This is a genomic window from Streptomyces sp. NPDC085937 (assembly GCF_044540535.1).
Classification (GTDB): domain Bacteria; phylum Actinomycetota; class Actinomycetes; order Streptomycetales; family Streptomycetaceae; genus Streptomyces.
On record NZ_JBITSH010000009.1, the window covers coordinates 210,758 to 230,316 of the forward strand.

General features: G+C 72.8%; 14 protein-coding genes. All 14 read left to right on the plus strand.

The genetic code is table 11. The annotated features are described in order from the left end of the window. Positions 1-449: 449 nt before the first annotated feature. The 14 genes from ACIF8S_RS20655 (at position 450) to ACIF8S_RS20720 (ending at position 19,508) form a co-directional block, all read left to right on the plus strand. Positions 450-1,970 carry a sugar ABC transporter ATP-binding protein gene (locus ACIF8S_RS20655; RefSeq protein ID WP_400000655.1) on the plus strand — a complete coding sequence of 507 codons (1,521 nt, stop codon included), beginning with the start codon at positions 450-452 and terminating at the stop codon, positions 1,968-1,970. Further along, positions 1,967-2,986, plus strand: a complete 1,020-nt coding sequence (locus ACIF8S_RS20660) for an ABC transporter permease (protein WP_145826328.1) — start codon at positions 1,967-1,969, stop codon at positions 2,984-2,986. Before ACIF8S_RS20655 ends, ACIF8S_RS20660 begins: the two co-directional genes overlap by 4 nt. A gap of 17 nt (positions 2,987-3,003) precedes the next feature. Further along, on the plus strand, positions 3,004-4,053 hold the full coding sequence (locus tag ACIF8S_RS20665) for a substrate-binding domain-containing protein (RefSeq protein WP_349800244.1): 1,050 nt from the start codon (positions 3,004-3,006) through the stop codon (positions 4,051-4,053). Positions 4,054-4,132: 79 nt separating this feature from the next. After that, complete coding sequence (locus tag ACIF8S_RS20670) at positions 4,133-5,341, plus strand: Gfo/Idh/MocA family protein (protein WP_400000657.1); 1,209 nt, start codon at positions 4,133-4,135, stop codon at positions 5,339-5,341. A 15-nt stretch (positions 5,342-5,356) separates the two neighbouring features. Next, positions 5,357-6,355: a sugar phosphate isomerase/epimerase family protein gene (locus ACIF8S_RS20675; RefSeq protein WP_349800248.1), complete on the plus strand. Its 999-nt coding sequence runs from the start codon at positions 5,357-5,359 to the stop codon at positions 6,353-6,355. A gap of 270 nt (positions 6,356-6,625) precedes the next feature. Beyond that, the gene (locus ACIF8S_RS20680; protein ID WP_400000659.1) at positions 6,626-10,339 is read left to right on the plus strand and encodes a ThuA domain-containing protein; all 3,714 of its coding nucleotides are present in this window, start codon (positions 6,626-6,628) and stop codon (positions 10,337-10,339) included. A 411-nt stretch (positions 10,340-10,750) separates the two neighbouring features. Further along, positions 10,751-11,947, plus strand: a complete 1,197-nt coding sequence (locus ACIF8S_RS20685) for an inositol-3-phosphate synthase (RefSeq protein WP_400000660.1) — start codon at positions 10,751-10,753, stop codon at positions 11,945-11,947. Then, positions 11,944-13,002: an SCO3242 family prenyltransferase gene (locus tag ACIF8S_RS20690; protein ID WP_400000662.1), complete on the plus strand. Its 1,059-nt coding sequence runs from the start codon at positions 11,944-11,946 to the stop codon at positions 13,000-13,002. The genes ACIF8S_RS20685 and ACIF8S_RS20690 overlap by 4 nt, the downstream gene beginning before the upstream one ends. Continuing rightward, positions 12,999-13,946 carry a sugar phosphate isomerase/epimerase family protein gene (locus ACIF8S_RS20695; RefSeq protein ID WP_400000664.1) on the plus strand — a complete coding sequence of 316 codons (948 nt, stop codon included), beginning with the start codon at positions 12,999-13,001 and terminating at the stop codon, positions 13,944-13,946. Before ACIF8S_RS20690 ends, ACIF8S_RS20695 begins: the two co-directional genes overlap by 4 nt. Continuing rightward, on the plus strand, positions 13,943-14,704 hold the full coding sequence (locus tag ACIF8S_RS20700; protein WP_400000666.1) for an EboA domain-containing protein: 762 nt from the start codon (positions 13,943-13,945) through the stop codon (positions 14,702-14,704). Before ACIF8S_RS20695 ends, ACIF8S_RS20700 begins: the two co-directional genes overlap by 4 nt. After that, positions 14,704-15,594, plus strand: a complete 891-nt coding sequence (locus ACIF8S_RS20705; RefSeq protein ID WP_400000667.1) for a TatD family hydrolase — start codon at positions 14,704-14,706, stop codon at positions 15,592-15,594. Before ACIF8S_RS20700 ends, ACIF8S_RS20705 begins: the two co-directional genes overlap by 1 nt. Before the next feature lie 3 nt (positions 15,595-15,597). Beyond that, positions 15,598-16,803, plus strand: a complete 1,206-nt coding sequence (gene eboE / locus ACIF8S_RS20710; RefSeq protein WP_400000669.1) for a metabolite traffic protein EboE — start codon at positions 15,598-15,600, stop codon at positions 16,801-16,803. Continuing rightward, on the plus strand, positions 16,800-18,179 hold the full coding sequence (locus tag ACIF8S_RS20715) for a nucleotide pyrophosphatase/phosphodiesterase family protein (RefSeq protein WP_400000670.1): 1,380 nt from the start codon (positions 16,800-16,802) through the stop codon (positions 18,177-18,179). The genes eboE and ACIF8S_RS20715 overlap by 4 nt, the downstream gene beginning before the upstream one ends. 114 nt (positions 18,180-18,293) lie before the next feature. Next, positions 18,294-19,508: a sugar phosphate isomerase/epimerase family protein gene (locus ACIF8S_RS20720; protein ID WP_400000672.1), complete on the plus strand. Its 1,215-nt coding sequence runs from the start codon at positions 18,294-18,296 to the stop codon at positions 19,506-19,508. Positions 19,509-19,559: the final 51 nt, after the last annotated feature.

A 19,559-nucleotide genomic window follows, 5' to 3' on the forward strand; every position in this document is an offset into this window, starting at 1 on the left:
ACGTGCCGGTGCGACGGCCACTCGCGTCCGCACGCGGTGCGCCACGTGCCCGGACGGAAGCCGCCCGTCCTGGCACACGAGGCACCACCCGCCGGCGCGGACGCCGTCCCGTCGCCGGCGTGCAAGGCACCACCGTGCCGGTGCGATCGCCACCCGCGTCCGCACACGGCACGACCCGCCGGTACGGAAGCCGTCCGTTCCGGCGTACGAGCCGCACCAACCGTCGGTGCGGGGCACCGCCCCGTACCACCCGCCGGCGCGGGCGCCACCCCGCTCCGGTGCGAGCCGCACCACCCGCCGCGCAACCACACAACGCCGTCGCTCAGCTCCGCCCTGCCAGAAAACGCTTGCCCCGCACGGGGCCGGGACAGCCGGCCCCGCAGGGGGCCAGGCACCGCCTGCCCCGCGAGGGGCCACCGGCCCCGTACCGCCCGCCGAGGGGAATCCGCATGGCACCAGAACCACCGCTGCTCACCATGTCCGGCATCACCAAGTCCTTCCCGGGAGTCCGGGCCCTGGACGGCGTCGACCTCGACGTCCAGGCCGGCGAGGTGCACTGCCTGCTCGGCCAGAACGGCGCCGGCAAGTCCACCCTGATCAAGGTGCTGGCCGGCGCCCACCAGCCCGACACGGGCACGATCCGCTGGCGCGGCGACGACGTCACCCTGCGCTCGCCGATCGCCGCCATGCGCCTCGGCATCGCCACCATCTACCAGGAACTCGACCTGGTGGAGCACCTGTCGGTCGCGGAGAACGTCCACCTCGGCCACGAACCCACCGCCGCCGGCTTCGTCGTCCGCGGACGCGCCACCAAGTCGTCCACCGCCGACCTGCTGAAGCGGCTCGGACACCCGGAGATCGACCCCGGCCGGCTGGTCGGAGACCTCTCCGCCGCGCACCAGCAGATCGTGTCGATGGCCCGCGCCCTCTCCCACGACGTACGGCTGATCGTGATGGACGAACCGTCCGCCGCGCTCGACCCGGACGAGGTCGACAACCTCTTCCGCATCGTCGGCGACCTGACCGCCGAGGGCGTCGCCGTCGTGTACATCTCCCACCGCCTGGAGGAGATCCGCCGCATCGGCGACCGCGTGACCGTGCTGAAGGACGGCCGGGCGGTGGCCCGCGGGCTCCCCGCCAGGTCGACGCCCACCAGCGAGGTCGTCTCGCTGATGACGGGACGCAACGTCGAGTACGTCTTCCCGCCCCGGCCCGCCGCCGCACCGACCGCCGGCGAACCGGTGCTGACCGTCGAGAACCTGTCCCGCCAGGGCGAGTTCGCCCCGCTCGACCTCCAGATCCGCCCCGGCGAGATCGTCGGTCTCGCCGGGCTCGTCGGGTCCGGGCGGTCCGAGATCCTGGAGACCGTCTACGGCGCCCGCAAGCCGGACACCGGCCGGGTCCTCGTCGACGGCAAGCCCCTCCGGCCGGGCAGCGTCCGCGCCGCCGTCCGCGCCGGACTCGGCCTCGCGCCCGAGGAACGCAAGGCGCAGGCCCTGCTGATGCTGGAGTCGGTCACCCGCAACGTGTCCGTCTCCTCGATGTCCCGCTTCGCGCGGGCCGGCTGGATCGACCGCGGCGCCGAACTGGGGGCGGCGCGCGCGGCGGTCCGGGAGCTGTCCCTGCGGCCCGACAACCCCGACGTGCCCGTGCGCACCCTGTCCGGCGGCAACCAGCAGAAGGCCGTGCTCGCCCGCTGGCTGCTGCGCGGCTGCCGGGTGCTGCTGCTCGACGAACCCACCCGCGGCGTCGACGTCGGCGCGCGGGCCGAACTGTACGCCGTCGTCAGGCGGTTGGCCGACGAGGGCCTCGCCGTGCTGCTGGTGTCCAGCGAGGTCCCCGAGGTCCTCGGCCTCGCCGACCGCGTCCTGGTGCTGCGCGAGGGCACCGTCGTCCACACGGCGCCCGCCCGCGAACTCGACGAACACCGTGTACTCGACCTGGTCATGGAAGGAAGCCCGGCGTCATGACGCAGCCCGTCTCCCCGCCGCGGGACAGCACCGACAAGGTGCCGTCGGCCGCCGAGAAGCCCGCCTGGCGGGCCGTGTTGTTCCGCGCCGACGTGCGCACCCTGTCCCTGCTCGGCGTGCTCGCCGTGCTGATCCTGATCGGCGGCCTCACCAAGCCGGACCAGTTCCTGGACACCCGCAACCTCCAGCTGGTCCTCACCCAGGCGTCCGTCATCGGTGTCGTCACCGTCGGCATGACGTTCGTGATCATCTCCGGCGGCATCGACCTGTCGGTCGGCGCGATCGTCGCCCTCGCCTCGGTGTGGGCCACCACCGTCGCCACCCAGGAGTACGGCTTCGCCGGCATCCTCTTCACCGCCGTCCTGGTCGGCCTCGGCTGCGGTCTGGTCAACGGGGTGCTCATCGCGTACGGCGGGATGGTGCCGTTCATCGCCACCCTGGCCATGCTCGCCTCGGCCCGCGGCCTCGCCCTGCAGATCACCGACGGGCGGACGCAGATCGTCACCGTCGACAGCGTCCTCGACCTCGGCGAGCGCGACGCCTACGTGCTGGGCGTCCCCCCGCTGGTGCTGGTGTTCGCCGCGGTCACCGTCATCGGCTGGCTGGTCCTCAACCGCACCACGTTCGGCCGCCGCTCCGTCGCCGTCGGCGGCAACGCGGAGGCCGCCCGGCTGGCCGGCATCGACGTCCGCCGCCAGCGGCTCTACCTGTACCTGCTGTCCGGACTGTGCTGCGGCATCGCCGCGTTCCTGCTGATCGTGCTGGCCGGCTCCGGCCAGAACACCAACGGCAACCTCTACGAACTCGACGCCATCGCCGCCGCGATCATCGGCGGCACCCTGCTCACCGGGGGCCGCGGCACCATCGTCGGCTCCGTCCTCGGCGTCCTGATCTTCACCACCATCACCAACATCTTCGCCCTGAACAACCTGCAGACCGACGTCCAGCAGATCGCCAAGGGCGCGATCATCGTCGCCGCCGTGCTGGTCCAGCGGCGTACCGCGAGCACGACCTGAGGGAAGGGTTCACCGCCATGCCAGAGCCGACGTTCACCAGCCGCAGAGGGCTCCTCTTCGGGGCCGCCGCCGTCTCCGCCGGCGTTCTCGTCACCGGCTGCACCAGCAACGAGCCCAGCGGCGGCGACGAGCCCGCCGCCGACAACCAGCCGGCCGCCGACGACAAGCCCGGCAAGCAGGTCACCATCGGCTTCGCCGGACCGCAGGCCGACCACGGCTGGCTCAACGCGATCAACGACAACGCCAAGAAGCGCGCCGAGAAGTACTCCGACGTCACGCTGGAGAGCACCGAGGGCTCCAACGACACCGCCCAGCAGATCGGCCAGATCGAGACCCTCATCAACAAGAAGGTCGACGTCCTGGTCATCCTGCCGGCCGACGGCAAGGCGCTCACCCAGGTCGGCCTGAAGGCCATGCGCGCCGGCATCCCGGTCGTCAACCTCGACCGCATCTTCAACACCCCGCAGGCGTACCGCTGCTGGGTCGGCGGCGACAACTACGGCATGGGCCTGAACGCCGGGCACTACATCGGCGAGAAGCTCAAGGACAAGTCCGACGCCAAGGTCATCGAGCTGGCCGGCCTGGACAACCTGGAGCTGACCAAGCAGCGCACCCAGGGCTTCGACGACGCGCTGAAGAACTACCCGAACATCCGCAAGGTGGCCCGCCAGGCCGCCGAGTTCACCGTCGAGTCCGGACAGGCCAAGATGGCCCAGCTGCTCCAGGCCCAGTCGCAGTTCGACGCGCTGTGGAACCACGACGACGACCAGGGCGTGGGCGCCCTGCGCGCCATCGAGCAGGCAGGGCGGGACGACTTCCTGATGGTGGGCGGCGCCGGGGCGCTCTCCGCGTTCGAGGCCATCAAGGCCGACAACGGCGTCCTGAAGGCCACCGTCCTGTACCCGCCGACCATGGCCGCCTCCGCCATCGACCTCGCCCGGGCCCTCGGCCAGGGCAAGGGCATCGGCGGCCTGGCCGAGTTCGAGATCCCCTCGTCGGTGACCTGCTACTCGGCCGTCGTCGACAAGGAGAACGTCGACCAGTACATGCCCACCGGCTTCCGGTGAGGAGCCCCGCCCCACGGGCCTGACCAGCCCACCGGGCGGGGACCGCCCCGCCCGCCACGACGACGAGGAGGACTTCCGAATGGCACAGCCGCAAGCGTCCGAAGGGGCGGAAACGGGGAAGCCACCGCTGCGCATCGGCATGGTCGGTTACGCCTTCATGGGCGCCGCCCACTCCCAGGGCTGGCGCACCGTGGGACGCGTCTTCGACCTGCCGCTCCGCCCCGACATGGCCGTGATCTGCGGCCGGGACGCCGACGCCGTGCGGGCGGCGGCCGGCCGGCACGGCTGGGCGGAGGCCGCGACCGACTGGCGCGCCCTGGTGGAGCGCGACGACATCGACCTCGTCGACATCTGCACCCCCGGCGACAGCCACGCCGAGATCGCGCTGGCCGCGCTGGCCGCGGGCAAGCACGTGCTGTGCGAGAAGCCCCTCGCCAACACCGTCGCGGAGGCGGAGGCGATGGCCCGCGCCGCACAGGACGCGCAGGCCCGCGGCCAGGTCGCCATGGTCGGCTTCAACTACCGCCGGGTGCCCGCCACCGCGCTGGCCCGGCGGATGGTGGAGGAGGGCCGCATCGGCACCCTGCGGCACGTGCGGGTGGTCTACCTCCAGGACTGGCTGGTCGACCCGCAGTTCCCGCTCACCTGGCGGCTGCGCCGGGAACAGGCGGGATCCGGCTCGCTCGGCGACCTCGGCGCGCACATCGTCGACCTCGCCCAGTACCTGGCCGGCGAGCAGCTCGCGGGCGTCTCCGCGCTCACCGAGACGTTCGTCAAGGAGCGGCCGCTGCCCACCGCGCCCAGCAGCGGCCTGGCCGCCGTCTCCGCGGCGGGCACCGGGCCGGTCACCGTGGACGACGCCGCCCTGTTCACCGGCCGTTTCACCTCCGGCGCCCTCGCCTCCTTCGAGGCCACCCGGTACGCCACCGGACGCAAGAACGCCCTGCGGATCGAACTCAACGGCGAGCGCGGCTCGCTCGCCTTCGACCTGGAACGGCTCAACGAGCTGGAGTACCACGACGGCACCGGGCCCGCGACGCACGGCGGCTTCCGCCGGATCCTGGTCACCGAGCCCGACCACCCCTACCTCGACGCCTGGTGGCCGCCGGGCCACGGGCTCGGCTACGAGCACACCTTCGCGCACCAGGCCCGCGACCTGGTGCACGCCATCGCCGAGGGCCGCGGCCCGGAACCGTCCTTCGCGGACGGACTCCAGGTGCAGCGCGTCCTCGCAGCGGTGGAGGAGAGCGCCGAGAAGAACGCCGTCTACACCCCGATCGCCGCCTGAGGAGGACGGATACGGATGCCGCGCAACTTCACCCTGTTCACCGGCCAGTGGGCCGACCTGCCGCTCGAGGAGGTCTGCCGGCTCGCCCGTGACTTCGGCTACGACGGCCTCGAACTCGCCTGCTGGGGCGACCACTTCGAGGTGGACAAGGCCCTTGCCGACCCGTCCTACGTGGCAGGGCGCCACCAGCTCCTCGACAAGTACGGCCTGAAGTGCTGGGCGGTCTCCAACCACCTGGTCGGCCAGGCGGTCTGCGACGCCATCATCGACGAACGCCACCAGGGCATCCTGCCGCCCCGCATCTGGGGCGACGGCGAACCCGAGGGCGTACGGCAGCGGGCCGCCGCCGAGATCAAGGACACCGCGCGCGCCGCGGCCCTCCTCGGCGTCGACACCGTCATCGGCTTCACCGGCTCCGCCATCTGGCACCTGGTCGCCATGTTCCCGCCCGCCCCCGAGTCGATGATCGAGCGCGGCTACGAGGACTTCGCCGAGCGGTGGAACCCGATCCTGGACGTCTTCGACGCCGAGGGCGTGCGTTTCGCGCACGAGGTCCACCCCAGCGAGATCGCCTACGACTACTGGACCACCGTGCGCGCGCTCGACGCGGTGGACCGGCGCCCGGCGTTCGGGCTGAACTTCGACCCGTCCCACTTCGTGTGGCAGGACCTCGATCCGGTCGGCTTCCTGTGGGACTTCCGTGACCGGATCTACCACGTCGACTGCAAGGAGGCCCGCAAGCGTCTGGACGGCCGCAACGGCCGGCTCGGCTCCCACCTGCCGTGGGGCGACCCCCGGCGCGGCTGGGACTTCGTCTCCGCGGGCCACGGTGACGTGCCCTGGGAGGACGTCTTCCGCATGCTGCGCTCCATCGACTACCAGGGTCCCGTCTCCGTCGAGTGGGAGGACGCGGGCATGGACCGCCTCCAGGGCGCCCCGGAGGCGCTGAAGCGCCTCAAGGCGTTCGACTTCGACCCGCCCACCGCGTCCTTCGACGCGGCCTTCAACAGCTGACCGACCCGGGTCCGGCGACAGGTCGGGGACGGGGGCCGGCGAAGCCGTCGGCCCCCGCTCCGGCCTGCCCGGAAACCGCTTTGTCCTCTCGTGGGAAAAAGTTGAACCAGTAGCGGTCCAAGGGGTGTTGTCCCAGGAAGAACGCGGTTACCGTCCCTGAAGTGTTCAGGACACCCACGCCTCCGGGGTGACGGCGCACCCCGGCGCCCGCACGCACCGCACGATCAGCACCTGTTCCGTACGGCCCCATCCCGTTCCCGGAGGGACTTCGTGCACAGAAGAAGACTCAAATCCACCCGCACCACGACGCGCCCCGCCTTCCGCACCACCCTCGCCCTCGTCACCGGCCTGCTGCTGGCCGTGGGCACCCCGGCCACCGTCGCCGGCGCCCACCCCGGCCACCCGGAGCACGACCAGCCGGCCGCGGCCGAGGGCCAGTTCCAGCAGGTCCCGCTCGCCAAGGGCGAGCCCGAGACGGGCGAGCCGATGTCGCTCGCCGTGCTGCCGGACCGCAGCGTCCTGCACACGTCCCGGGACGGCACCCTGCGCCTCACCGACGCGGGCGGCACCACCAAGGTCGCCGGCCGTCTGGACGTGTACAACCACGACGAGGAGGGTCTGCAGGGCGTCGGAGTCGACCCCGACTTCGAGACCAACCGGGCGATCTACCTCTACTACGCCCCGCCGCTCGACACCCCCGCCGGGGACGCCCCGGAGAACGGCACCGCCGCGGACTTCGCCAAGTTCGACGGCGTCAACCGCCTCTCCCGGTTCGTGCTGAACCCCAACGGCACCCTCGACCTCGCCAGCGAGAAGAAGGTCCTCGACGTCGCGGCCTCCCGCGGCACCTGCTGCCACGTCGGCGGCGACATCGACTTCGACGCCGAGGGCAACCTCTACCTGTCCACCGGCGACGACACCAACCCCTTCGCCTCCGACGGCTACACGCCGATCGACGAGCGGCCGGACCGCAACCCCGCGTTCGACGCGCGCCGCAGCTCCGGCAACACCAACGACCTGCGCGGCAAGATCCTGCGTATCAAGGTCGCCGAGGACGGCTCGTACACCATCCCGGAGGGCAACCTCTTCCCGCCGGGCACCGACAAGACCCGTCCCGAGATCTACGCGATGGGCTTCCGCAACCCGTTCCGCATCAGCGTGGACGAGAAGACCGGCATCGTCTACGTCGGTGACTACGGCCCCGACGCCGGCGCCGCCAGCCCCACCCGCGGCCCGGCCGGACAGGTCGAGTTCGCCAAGGTGACGAAGGCCGCCAACTTCGGCTGGCCGTTCTGCACCGGCGACAACGACGCCTACGTCGACTACGACTTCGCCACCGGCGCCTCGGGCGACACGTTCGACTGCTCCGCGCCGAAGAACACCTCCCGGCACAACACCGGCCTGGTCGACCTGCCGCCCGCCCAGCCCGCCTGGATCCCCTACGACGACGGCTCCGTCCCCGAGTTCGGCACCGGCTCCGAGTCCCCGATGGGAGGCCCGGTCTACCGCTACGACCCCGACCTGGAGTCGTCGGTGAAGTTCCCCGAGGAGTTCGACGGCGACTTCTTCGCGGGTGAGTTCGGACGCCGCTGGATCAAGCGCATCGAGCAGAACGAGGACGGCTCGGTCGCGAAGATCAACGACTTCCCGTGGACCGGCACCCAGATCATGGACATGGAGTTCGGCCCCGACGGCGCGCTCTACGTCCTCGACTACGGCCTGTCCTGGTTCCAGGGCGACCAGTACTCCGGGCTGTACCGCATCGAGAACGCCGAGGACGGCTTCTCCCCGATCGTCGGGGTGAGCGCCGACCGGACGTCCGGCGCGGCCGGCCTGAAGGTCACGTTCACCGCCACCGCCGAGGACGCCGACTCCCCGGACCTCACCTACGCCTGGGACTTCGGTGACGGCACCAAGGGCGAGGGGCTGAACCCCACCCACAAGTACAAGAAGGTCGGCACCTACACCGCGACCTTCACCGCCACCGACCCCGAGGGCAACACCGGCAACGCCAGCGCCCGGATCGTCGTCGGCAACACCGAGCCCAAGGTGAAGATCGAGGTGCCCGGCAACGGCAGCCTGGCCGCCTTCGGTGAGCCGGTGCCGTTCAAGGTGACCGTCACCGACCCCGAGGAGACGATCGACTGCTCCAAGGTCAAGGTCGCCTACAGCCTCGGCCACGACTCCCACGCCCACGAGCTGACCAGCGAGACGGGCTGCGAGGGCACCCTCAAGCCGCCCGCCGGTGACGGCGGCCACGACCCCAACGCCAACATCTACGGTGTCGTCGGGGCCAGTTACACCGACGGCGGAGCCAACGGCCAGGAGGCCCTGACCGGCACCGCGCGCACCGTCGTCCAGCCGCTGCACCGCCAGGCCGAGCACTTCACGTCCCAGTCCGGCGTGAACGTCTTCGACAAGACGCAGGCCAACGGCGGCAAGACCGTCGGTGACATCCACGACGGCGACTGGATCTCCTTCAGCCCCTACCGCTTCGCCGGGCAGAAGAAGATGACCGTACGCGCCTCCTCCGGCGGCTCCGGCGGCTTCCTCGAGCTGCGCACCGGCTCGCCCGAGGGCCCGCTGCACGGCTCGGCGTACATCCCGCCGACCGGCAGCTGGGAGACGTTCCAGGACGTCGACGTTCCGCTGCGGGCACTGCCGAAGAAGACCACCGAGATCTACCTGGTCTTCAGGGGCGGTGACGGCGCGCTGTACGACGTGGACGACTTCGAGTTCTCCAGCGAGCCGTTCAAGCAGGGCAAGAAGGTCCTGGTCTTCTCGAAGACCGCCGGCTTCCGGCACGACTCCATCGAGACCGGTGTCGCCGCCCTGAAGGAACTCGGCGCCCCGGCCGGCATCTCGGTCACGGCTACCGAGGAGGCCGGACAGTTCACCACCGCCAACCTCGCCAAGTACGACGCGGTCGCCTTCCTGTCCACCACCGGTGACGTCCTCAACGCCGACCAGCAGAAGGCGTTCGAGAACTACGTCAAGAACGGCGGCGGCTACCTGGGCATCCACGCCGCCGCCGACACCGAGTACGACTGGGAGTTCTACGGCGGACTCGTCGGCGCGTACTTCCACTCGCACCCGGCCATCCAGAAGGCCACCGTGCGCGTGGAGGACCACGACCACCCCGCCACCGCCCACCTGGACGACGCGTGGGAGCGGACCGACGAGTGGTACAACTACCGCACCAACCCGCGTGAGCAGGCCAAGGTCCTCGCCACCCTGGACGAGACCACCTACCAGGGCGGCACCATGAAGGGCGACCACCCGATCGCCTGGTGCCAGACCTACGGCGGCGGCCGCTCCTTCTACACGGGCGGTGGCCACACCAAGGAGTCGTACGCCGACGAGGCCTTCCGCGCCCACCTGCTCGGCGGTCTGCAGTACGCCACCGGCCAGGTGAAGGCGGACTGCAAGCCGGACAAGGGCTACCGGAAGATCTTCAACGGCCAGACCCTGGACGGCTGGAAGCAGGCCGGCCCCGGCAAGTTCAACGTCGTGGACGGCACCCTGCAGTCCGAGGGCGGCATGGGTCTGCTCTGGTACCAGGCCAAGGAGCTGGGGTCGTACTCGCTCAAGCTCGACTGGAAGATGAGCGGCGACGACAACTCCGGTGTCTTCGTGGGCTTCCCGGCCTCCGACGACCCGTGGTCCGCGGTCGACAAGGGGTACGAGGTCCAGATCGACGCGACGGACGCGGTGGACCGCACCACGGGTGCGATCTACACGTTCAAGGCGGCGAACATCAAGGCCCGTGACCAGGTGCTGCGCCCGCCGGGGCAGTGGAACTCCTACGAGATCAAGGTCCAGGGCGAGCGGCTGCAGGTGTTCCTCAACGGAGTCAAGATCAACGACTTCACCAACAAGGACCCGCAGCGGAGCCTGACCGACGGGTACATCGGCCTGCAGAACCACGGGGCCGACGACCATGTGTCCTTCCGCAACATCCAGCTGAAGGAACTGCCCTCCTAGGGCACCGAGAACGGCGGCGGGCGAAGGACGCCGGACCTCCGCCCGCCGCCTCCCCGGGCCTCACGGCCCGACACCCCCGCCGACCGGGGGCCGGCGCCCCGCCTGCCCTCGGCCCGGCACCTCGCCGGTCCGTGGCTCGGCACCCAGCCGGTCCGTGGCCGGGCACCTCGTCGGTCCGTGGCTCGGCACCCTGGCCGAGCCTCGGGTCCGGCATCCGCCTGCCCCGGTCCGGCACCCCGCCGGTCCGTGGCTCGGCACCCGCCGGTCTTCGGGTCCGGCGCCCGCCGGCCTCTCCCCGACACCTCGTTCGTCCTCGGGACCGGGCACACGCCCGGGCCCGAGTCCGGCACACCGTCCGGCCCCCGGGCCGGCGTACCGCCACCCGGTTCGCGTTCGACAAGGAGGCTGCCCATGTCCGCCGAACCGTCGTCCATCCCCACTCCCACCGCCCCCACCCCTTCGTCCTCCGCTCCCCGCCACGGCGTCTGGTTCGTCGGCGCCCGTGGGTCCGTGGCCACGACCGCCGTCGCGGGCTGTGCCGCCGTCGCCGCCGGACTCCACCCGGCGACCGGCATGGTCACCGAGACGGCCGACTTCGCCGCGTGCGGTCTGCCATCGTTGTCGTCCCTCGTCTTCGGCGGGCACGACACCGTCGACTGCCCGCTCCCCAAGCGCGCCGAGCACCTCGCCGACGGCGGTGTCCTGCCGCACGGCCTGCCCGCCGCCGTGCACGCCGAACTGGTCGCCGCCGACCGGGAGATCAGGCCCGGCGGCCCCGTCCCGGAGGGCACGGACACCGTCCCGGCCCGCACCGACGACGACTGGATCGAGGTGTTCGCCGCCGACATCCGTGACTTCGTGCGCCGCAACGACCTCGCGGGCGCCGTCGTGGTGAACGTCGCCTCCACCGAGCCCGCCCCCACGGACGGCGCCCTGCCGCCCAGCTCCCTCTACGCGGCCGCCGCCCTGCGCGCCGGCTGCGCCTACGCCAACTTCACCCCCTCCACCGGCCTGCACCACCCGGCGCTGGCAGACCTCGCCGCGTCCTCCGGCGTGCCGTACGCGGGCCGTGACGGCAAGACCGGGCAGACCCTGCTCCGCTCCGTGCTCGGCCCGATGTTCCAGCAGCGGGCCCTCGCCGTGCGGGCCTGGTCCGGCACCAACCTGCTGGGCGGCGGTGACGGCGCCGCCCTCGCCGACCCCGCGGCGGCCGCCGCGAAGAACGCGGGCAAGGAACGCGTCCTCGCCGACACCCTCGGCGCGGCACCGCAGGGCGAGGTGCACATCGACGACGTGCCCGCGCTGGGGGACTGGAAGACCGCCTGGGACCACATCGCCTTCGACGGTTTCCTCGGCTCCCGCATGATCCTGCAGACCATCTGGCAGGGCTGCGACTCCGCCCTCGCCGCGCCCCTGGTGCTGGACCTGGCCCGGCTGCTGGTACGCGCCCAGGAGAAGAGGCTGACCGGCCCGCTGGGCGAACTCGGCTTCTACTTCAAGGACCCGGTCGGCGACGGCCCGTCGTCCCTGGGCGAGCAGTACACGGAGCTGCGACGCTTCGCCGCCCGCCTGCGCGACGACGCGGGGGACAGCGAGGCCCGGCGATGACCCGCCTCGTGTCCCCGCACCGGCCCGCCCCGCCCGCCCCCGCGGCCCCGGACACCACGTCCGGGGCCAAAACCCCGGCGCCGGGGACCGCCCCGCGGGCCGCCCCACGCCCCGGTCACGCCGCCGCCTGGGCCGAACTGGTGCGGCTGCCCGCCCTGTTCACCGTCCCCGGCGACACCCTGGCGGGTGTGGCGGCGGCCGGCCGGACCCCGGGCGCCCGCGCGCTGCTCCCCGTCGCATCCTCGCTGTGCCTGTACGCGGCCGGCATGGTGCTGAACGACTGGGCCGACCGCGACGAGGACGCCGTGGAACGCCCGCACCGCCCCCTCCCGTCGGGCCGGGTCCGCCCCGCCGCCGCGTTCGCCGCCGCCTGCGGACTCACCGGCGCCGGGCTGCTGTTCGCCGCCCGAGCCGGCCGGCCCGCCCTCGCGGTGGCAGCACCGCTGGCGGCGACGGTCTGGGCGTACGACCTGGCGCTGAAGCACACGCCCGCGGGCCCCGCCGCCATGGCCGCCGCCCGTGCGCTGGACCTGCTGATGGGCGCGGCGGCCGCCGGTGACACCAAGGCCGCCGCGCCCTCCGCGGCCCTGCTCGGCTGCCACACGCTCGCGGTCACCGCCGTCTCCCGGCGTGAGACCACCGGGGGCTCCGCGGCGGCCCCGCTCGCGGCCCTCGCGGCGACGGGCGTCCTGACCTGCCTGGCCACCCGTGGCCGTACCCGACTCCCGGCAGGCCGGCGGGCAGCAGCCGCCCCCGGCCTGCCGGGTTCCACCCCGGGCGGCGCCCGGCCCACGCCCGCCGGCGCCGTCACCGCCGCGCTGGCCGCCGCGTACGCCGCCACGGCCGGGCGGCCGTACTTCCACGCCGCGCTCAACCCCTCACCCCCGCTCACCCAGCGCGCCGTCGGAGGCGGCATCCGCGCCACCGTCCCGCTGCAGGCCGCGCTCGCCGCCCGGTCCGGCGCGCCCGTCACGTCCCTGCTGATCGCCGCCCTGGCCCCCGCGGGCCGGGCGTTCGCCCGCAGGCGCGCCATGAGGAAGGTGAGCATCACATGACCCCGCACGAGCCCCCGGCGCTGCCGCTGCGTTTCGGGTACGGCACCAACGGCCTCGCCGACCTCCGCCTCGACGACGCCCTCGCCCTGCTGGCCGACCTCGGTTACGACGGCGTGGGCCTGACCCTCGACCACATGCACCTCGACCCGCTCGCCCCGGACCTCGCCGCCCGCACCCGGCGGGTCGCCCGCCGGCTGGAGGAACTGGGGCTCGGCGTCACGGTGGAGACCGGCGCCCGCTACGTCCTCGACCCCCGGCGCAAACACGGCCCGTCCCTGCTCGACCCCGACCCCGACGACCGGGCGCGCCGCGTCGACCTGCTGCTGCGGGCCGTGCGGGTGGCGGCCGACCTCGGGGCGCACGCCGTGCACTGCTTCAGCGGCACCGTGCCCGACGGCACCGACGAGGACACCGCCTGGAAACGCCTCACCGAGTCCCTCACCCCGGTGCTGGACGCCGCGTCCTCCGCCGGCGTCCCGCTCGCCGTCGAACCGGAACCCGGCCACCTCCTCGCCACCCTCGCCGACTTCCACCAGCTGCGCCGCGCCCTCGGCGACCCCGAGCCGCTCGGCCTCACCCTGGACATCGGCCACTGCCAGTGCCTCGAACCCCTCGCGCCCGCCGACTGCGTCCGCGAGGCAGCCCCCTGGCTGCGCCACGTGCAGATCGAGGACATGCGGCGCGGCATCCACGAACACCTGCCGTTCGGGGACGGCGAGATCGACTTCCCGCCCGTCCTCGCGGCCCTCGCCGCCACCGGGTACCAGGGCCTGACGGTCGTCGAACTGCCCCGCCACTCCCACGCCGGCCCCCGCTTCGCCGCCCACTCCCTGCCGTACCTCCGTCGCGCCGCCCGCCTCGCGGCACGGACCGCCACCGGTCCCTCCACCGTCCCCTCCCACGGCGATCCCTCCGCCACCCCCGAAGGGAGCACCACCCCATGACCCGCCCGCACGCGACCCCGGCCGGCCCGGAGGCAGACACCACCGGCAGACCGGCAATCTCCTGTGACGGCACCACCCCCGCCCTCACCCCGCCCGCCGACCTGCGCCGCCACCTCGCGGCACGGCTCGACGGCGCCGCCCGCGCCTGGTTCGACCAGGCCCTGGACGAGGCCACCGCCCACCCCGGCACCCACGGACCGATCTCGGTGTGGGAACTGCGCCTCGCCGAGGCGGGCCGCCGCTGCGGCCCCGAGCACGCCGAGGCCGCCCGCGTCCTCATCCTGCACGCGGCCCGCGCCGACGCCGACGCCCTGACCCGGGTGTACTTCCAGGGCACCGCCGACGAACGCCGCGCCGTCCTGCACGCCCTGCCCCACCTGGTGCCCGGGCCGGAGGCGCTCCCGCTCGTCGAGGACGCCCTGCGCACCAACGACACCCGGCTGGTCGCCGCCGCGCTCGGCCCGTACGGCGCCCGCCACCTCGACGCCCACGCCTGGCGGCACGCCGTACTGAAGTGCCTGTTCACCGGTGTCGCCGTCGACCTGGTCGCCGACCTCGCCCGGCGCGCCCGGGGCGACGGCGAACTGGCCCGCATGCTCGGCGACTACGCCGCCGAACGCACCGCTGCCGGCCGCACCGTCCCGGAGGATCTGCACCGCGTTCTGGCCCTGACCGAGCCGGGGTGCGAGTCCGCCGGCCCGGCCCCCGGCACGGACCACCCGCACGGCCCGGACGTCCCCCACGGCAAGGAGTCCTGATGCGCATCTTCGACCCCCACATCCACATGACGTCGCGCACCACCGACGACTACGAGGCCATGTACGCCGCGGGCGTCCGCGCCGTCGTCGAACCCTCCTTCTGGCTCGGCCAGCCCCGCACCTCCCCGGCCTCCTTCTTCGACTACTTCGACTCCCTCCTCGGCTGGGAACCCTTCCGCGCCGCCCAGTACGGCATCGCCCACCACTGCACCCTCGCCCTCAACCCCAAGGAGGCGGGCGACCCGCGCTGCACCCCCGTCCTGGACGCGCTGCCCCGCTATCTGGTCAAGGACAACGTCGTCGCCGTCGGCGAGATCGGCTACGACTCCATGACCCCCGCCGAGGACACCGCCCTCGCCGCCCAGCTGCAGATGGCCGCCGACCACGGCCTGCCCGCGCTGGTGCACACCCCGCACCGGGACAAGCTCGCGGGGCTGCGCCGCACCCTCGACGTGGTCCGCGAGTCCGCGCTGCCGGTGGAGCGGGTGCTGATCGACCACCTCAACGAGACCACCGTCAAGGAGGCCAAGGACAGCGGCGCCTGGCTCGGTTTCTCCGTCTATCCCGACACCAAGATGGACGAGGAGCGGATGGTCGCCATCCTGCGCGCCCACGGCCCCGAGCAGGTACTGGTGAACTCCGCCGCCGACTGGGGGAAGAGCGACCCCCTCAAGACCCGCAAGGTCGCCGACCTGATGCTCGCCGAGGGCTTCACCGAGGACGACGTCGACCGCGTGCTGTGGCGCAATCCGGTCGCCTTCTACGGCCTCAGCGGCCGCCTGAACCTCGACGTCACCGCCCCCGAGGCCACCCACGAGGGCAACTCCATCCTGCGGGGGCAGCCCAGAGACGCCCCGGCACCGGACACCGCCGACGCCGCGGGGGCGTGAGCCATGCGCTTCCGCCACCCGGACGGCTCCACCGTCCACCTCGCCTACTGCACCAACGTCCACCCGGCCGAGACCCTCGACGGCGTCCTCGCCCAGCTCCGCGACCACTGCGAGCCCGTCCGCCGGCGCCTCGGCCGGGACCGGCTCGGCATCGGCCTGTGGCTGGCCAAGGACGCCGCCCGCGCCCTGGTCACCGACCCCGCCGCCCTGCGCGGACTGCGCTGCGAACTGGAGCGGCGCGGCCTGGAGGTCGTCACCCTCAACGGCTTCCCCTACGAGGGCTTCGGCGCAGAGGAGGTCAAGTACCGGGTCTACACACCGGACTGGGCCGACCCCGAACGCCTGGAGCACACCACCGCCCTCGCCCGCGTGCTGGCCGGACTGCTGCCCGACGACGTCACCGAGGGCAGCATCTCCACCCTGCCGCTGGCCTGGCGCACCGCCTACGACGACGAGCGAGCGGAAACCGCCCTCTCCGCCCTGCGCACCCTCGCCGAACGCCTCGACGCGCTCCAGGAGCTGACCGGACGCTCCATCCGCGTCGCCCTGGAACCCGAACCGGGGTGCGTCGTCGAGACCACCCACGACGCCGTCGCGCCCCTCACCGCGGTCGGCCACGACCGCGTCGGCATCTGCGTCGACACCTGCCACCTCGCCACCTCCTTCGAAGACCCGCACACCGCCCTGGACGACCTCGGCCACGCCGGCGTCCGCGTCGTCAAGTCCCAGCTGTCCGCCGCCCTGCACGCCGAACAGCCGCACCTCCCCGAGGTCCGCGAGGCCCTGGCCGCCTTCGCCGAACCCCGCTTCCTGCATCAGACCCGCACGCCCCCCACCCTCGACTCCGCTCGACCGGGAGGGACCCCCGTCGCCGCGGGCCTGCGCGGCACCGACGACCTCGACGAGGCCCTGGCCGGCGACGCCCTGCCCGACGCGGGCCCCTGGCGCTCCCACTTCCACGTCCCGCTGCACGCGGCCCCCGCCGCGCCCCTCACCTCCACGCTCCCGGTCATGGTTTCCGTGCTGACCCGGCTGGTCGGCGGCCCGCACCCGCTGACCCACCACCTCGAGGTGGAGACCTACACCTGGCAGGCCCTCCCGCCCGAGCTGCGCCCCCGCGGCCGCACCCAGCTCGCCGACGGCATCGCCGCCGAACTCACCCTGGCCCGCGACCTGCTGACGGACCTCGGCCTGAAGGAACTCCCATGAGCGACCCCACCCCCCTGCTCGTCCTCGACGTCGTGGGCCTCACCCCGCGCCTGCTCGACCACATGCCGCACCTGAAGTCCCTCGGTCAGTCCGGCTCCCGCGCCTCGCTCGGCACCGTCCTGCCCGCCGTCACCTGCGCCGCCCAGTCCACGTTCCTCACCGGCACCATGCCCTCCGAGCACGGCATCGTCGGCAACGGCTGGTACTTCCGCGAGCTCGGCGACGTCCTGCTGTGGCGGCAGCACAACGGCCTCGTCTCCGGCGACAAGCTCTGGGACGCCGCCCGCCGCGCCCACCCCGGCTACACCGTCGCCAACATCTGCTGGTGGTACGCCATGGGCGCGGACACCGACATCACCGTCACCCCCCGCCCCGTCTACTACGCCGACGGCCGCAAGGAACCCGACTGCTACACCCGGCCGCCCGCCCTGCACGACGAACTCACCGAGAAGTTCGGCACCTTCCCCCTGTTCCACTTCTGGGGACCCGGCGCCGACCTGGTGTCCAGCCGGTGGATCATCGACGCCACCCGCCACATCATGCACACCCGCCACCCCGACCTGACGCTCTGCTACCTCCCTCACCTCGACTACGACCTGCAGCGCTTCGGCCCCGACGACCCGCGCTCCCTGAAGGCCGCCACCGACCTCGACACGGCCCTCGCCCCGCTCCTCGACGACGCCCGCGCCGAGGGCCGCACCGTCGTCGCCCTGTCCGAGTACGGCATCACCCGCGTGAACCGGCCGGTGGACATCAACCGCGCCCTGCGCCGCGCCGGCCTGCTCGAGGTGCACACCCAGGACGGCATGGAGTACCTCGACCCGATGGCCTCCCGCGCCTTCGCGGTCGCCGACCACCAGATCGCCCACGTGTACGTGCGCCGCCCCGAGGACCTGGACGCGGCCAGGGAAGCCCTGGACGGACTGCCCGGCATCGAGCAGCTCCTCGACGACGAGGGCAAGAAGGCCCACCACCTCGACCACCCGAGGGCCGGGGAGCTCGTCGCCGTCGCCGAACCCGACGCCTGGTTCACGTACTACTACTGGCTCGACGACGACCGCGCGCCCGACTTCGCGCAGCTCGTCGAAATCCACCGCAAACCCGGCTACGACCCGGTCGAGCTCTTCATGGACCCCCACGACCCCTACGTCAAGGTCAAGGCGGCCGGCGCGCTGGCCCGCAAGAAGCTCGGCATGCGCTACCGCATGGCGGTCGTGCCCCTCGACGCCTCACCTGTTCGCGGCAGCCACGGCCGCCTCCCCGCGAGCGACGACGACGGTCCGCTCCTCATCTGCTCCACCCCCCACGCTGTCGGAGACCGCGTCGCGGCCACCGACGTGAAACAACTCCTGCTCCGGCTCGCCGGGCTCGGCTGACACCGCACCACGCACGGCCGCCGAGATTCGACTACCGAGAGTGAAACACACGGCACTGACAACGGCCGTTCCCGCAGCCGCCGGGACCGGCCACGACCGAGAAGGCAGGCACCCGTGACCCCGTACTCCGATCCCTCGCGCAGCGACGCCGCCCCTCTGACCGACACCCCCGACGAGGCGCTGCGCCGCAGCCTCGGCGTCGGCCGGCGCCGCTTCCTGAGCACCTGCACCGCCGTGGCGGCCGGCGCCGTCGCCGCCCCCGTCCTCGCCGCCGCCCCCGCCCTGGCCCACGGCAGAGACCACGGCCACGGGCACGGACATGACCACGGGCACGACCACGGCCGCGGTCCGGTGCTGGTCCCGCCCCACAAGCGCGGCATCATCCTCTACACCGTCCGGGACGCCACCGCCCGCGACCCGCTCGCCAGTGACCTGCCGTCCGGCTTCCGTGAGGTCTTCAAGCAGCTCGCCCGGCACGGCTACCGGCAGGTCGAGTTCGCCGGCTACAACCAGCACGCGAACGCCCCCGGCGGCGCGAACCTGGAGTCGGTCGAGGGCGCCCGGCTGCTGCGCTCCTGGCTCGACGAGTACGGCCTGCGGGCCCAGGGCAACCACGGCTTCATCCCGTCGTCCTGGCCGCTGACCACCGCCGACAAGGACACCTTCAAGAAGCACCTGGAGATCGCCAACATCCTCGGCATGGACCACATGGGCACCGGCGGCGACCCCACCGGCAGCTCCTACCGCGCCGACTGGGACGTGGCCGCCGACAAGTGGAACGCCCTCGGTGAGATCGCCCGCCGGGCGGGCATCAAGCTCTACACCCACAACCACGACAGCGCGTACGGCTTCCTGCTCGACCGGGGCCCGCTGGACGACCAGGGCCGGCCGACCCGCAGCTCGGGTATCCGGAAGCTGGAGTACTTCCTGAAGGTCACCGACCCGAAGACGGTCTGGCTGGAGATGGACATCTTCTGGGCGCACGTCGCCCAGTACAAGTTCCACACCTACACCGCCCCCGACGGCTCCACCCGCAGGAACGTCTTCGACCCGGCGGGCCTGGTCACCCGGTACAACAAGCGTTACCCGCTGTTCCACGCCAAGGACGGTGTCGTCGACACCACCAACGGCATGGGCTGGGACATGGTGCCGTTCGGCACCGGGGACATCGACTACACGACGTTCTTCTCCCGGGTGGGCCTGACCAGCTACCGCAACCCGATGGTGGAGGACGACAACTCCCCGAGCGCCACCGACCCCGCGCAGTCGCTGCGCGAGGCGAAGATCAGCTACGACAACATGGCGGCCCTGCGCAAGCGCCGTCACTGACCGGGTGACGACGGACCGGGCGGCCCCTCCCGCACCTGGGAGGGGCCGCCC

What these genes read in the sequence shown, in the direction of transcription:
- ACIF8S_RS20655 (WP_400000655.1), top strand. Translation starts at nt 450, where the DNA reads ATGGCACCAGAACCACCGCTGCTCACCATGTCCGGCATCACCAAGTCC.
- ACIF8S_RS20660 (WP_145826328.1), top strand. Translation starts at nt 1,967, where the DNA reads ATGACGCAGCCCGTCTCCCCGCCGCGGGACAGCACCGACAAGGTGCCG.
- ACIF8S_RS20665 (WP_349800244.1), top strand. Translation starts at nt 3,004, where the DNA reads ATGCCAGAGCCGACGTTCACCAGCCGCAGAGGGCTCCTCTTCGGGGCC.
- ACIF8S_RS20670 (WP_400000657.1), top strand. Translation starts at nt 4,133, where the DNA reads ATGGCACAGCCGCAAGCGTCCGAAGGGGCGGAAACGGGGAAGCCACCG.
- ACIF8S_RS20675 (WP_349800248.1), top strand. Translation starts at nt 5,357, where the DNA reads ATGCCGCGCAACTTCACCCTGTTCACCGGCCAGTGGGCCGACCTGCCG.
- ACIF8S_RS20685 (WP_400000660.1), top strand. Translation starts at nt 10,751, where the DNA reads ATGTCCGCCGAACCGTCGTCCATCCCCACTCCCACCGCCCCCACCCCT.
- ACIF8S_RS20690 (WP_400000662.1), top strand. Translation starts at nt 11,944, where the DNA reads ATGACCCGCCTCGTGTCCCCGCACCGGCCCGCCCCGCCCGCCCCCGCG.
- ACIF8S_RS20695 (WP_400000664.1), top strand. Translation starts at nt 12,999, where the DNA reads ATGACCCCGCACGAGCCCCCGGCGCTGCCGCTGCGTTTCGGGTACGGC.
- ACIF8S_RS20700 (WP_400000666.1), top strand. Translation starts at nt 13,943, where the DNA reads ATGACCCGCCCGCACGCGACCCCGGCCGGCCCGGAGGCAGACACCACC.
- ACIF8S_RS20705 (WP_400000667.1), top strand. Translation starts at nt 14,704, where the DNA reads ATGCGCATCTTCGACCCCCACATCCACATGACGTCGCGCACCACCGAC.
- eboE (WP_400000669.1), top strand. Translation starts at nt 15,598, where the DNA reads ATGCGCTTCCGCCACCCGGACGGCTCCACCGTCCACCTCGCCTACTGC.
- ACIF8S_RS20715 (WP_400000670.1), top strand. Translation starts at nt 16,800, where the DNA reads ATGAGCGACCCCACCCCCCTGCTCGTCCTCGACGTCGTGGGCCTCACC.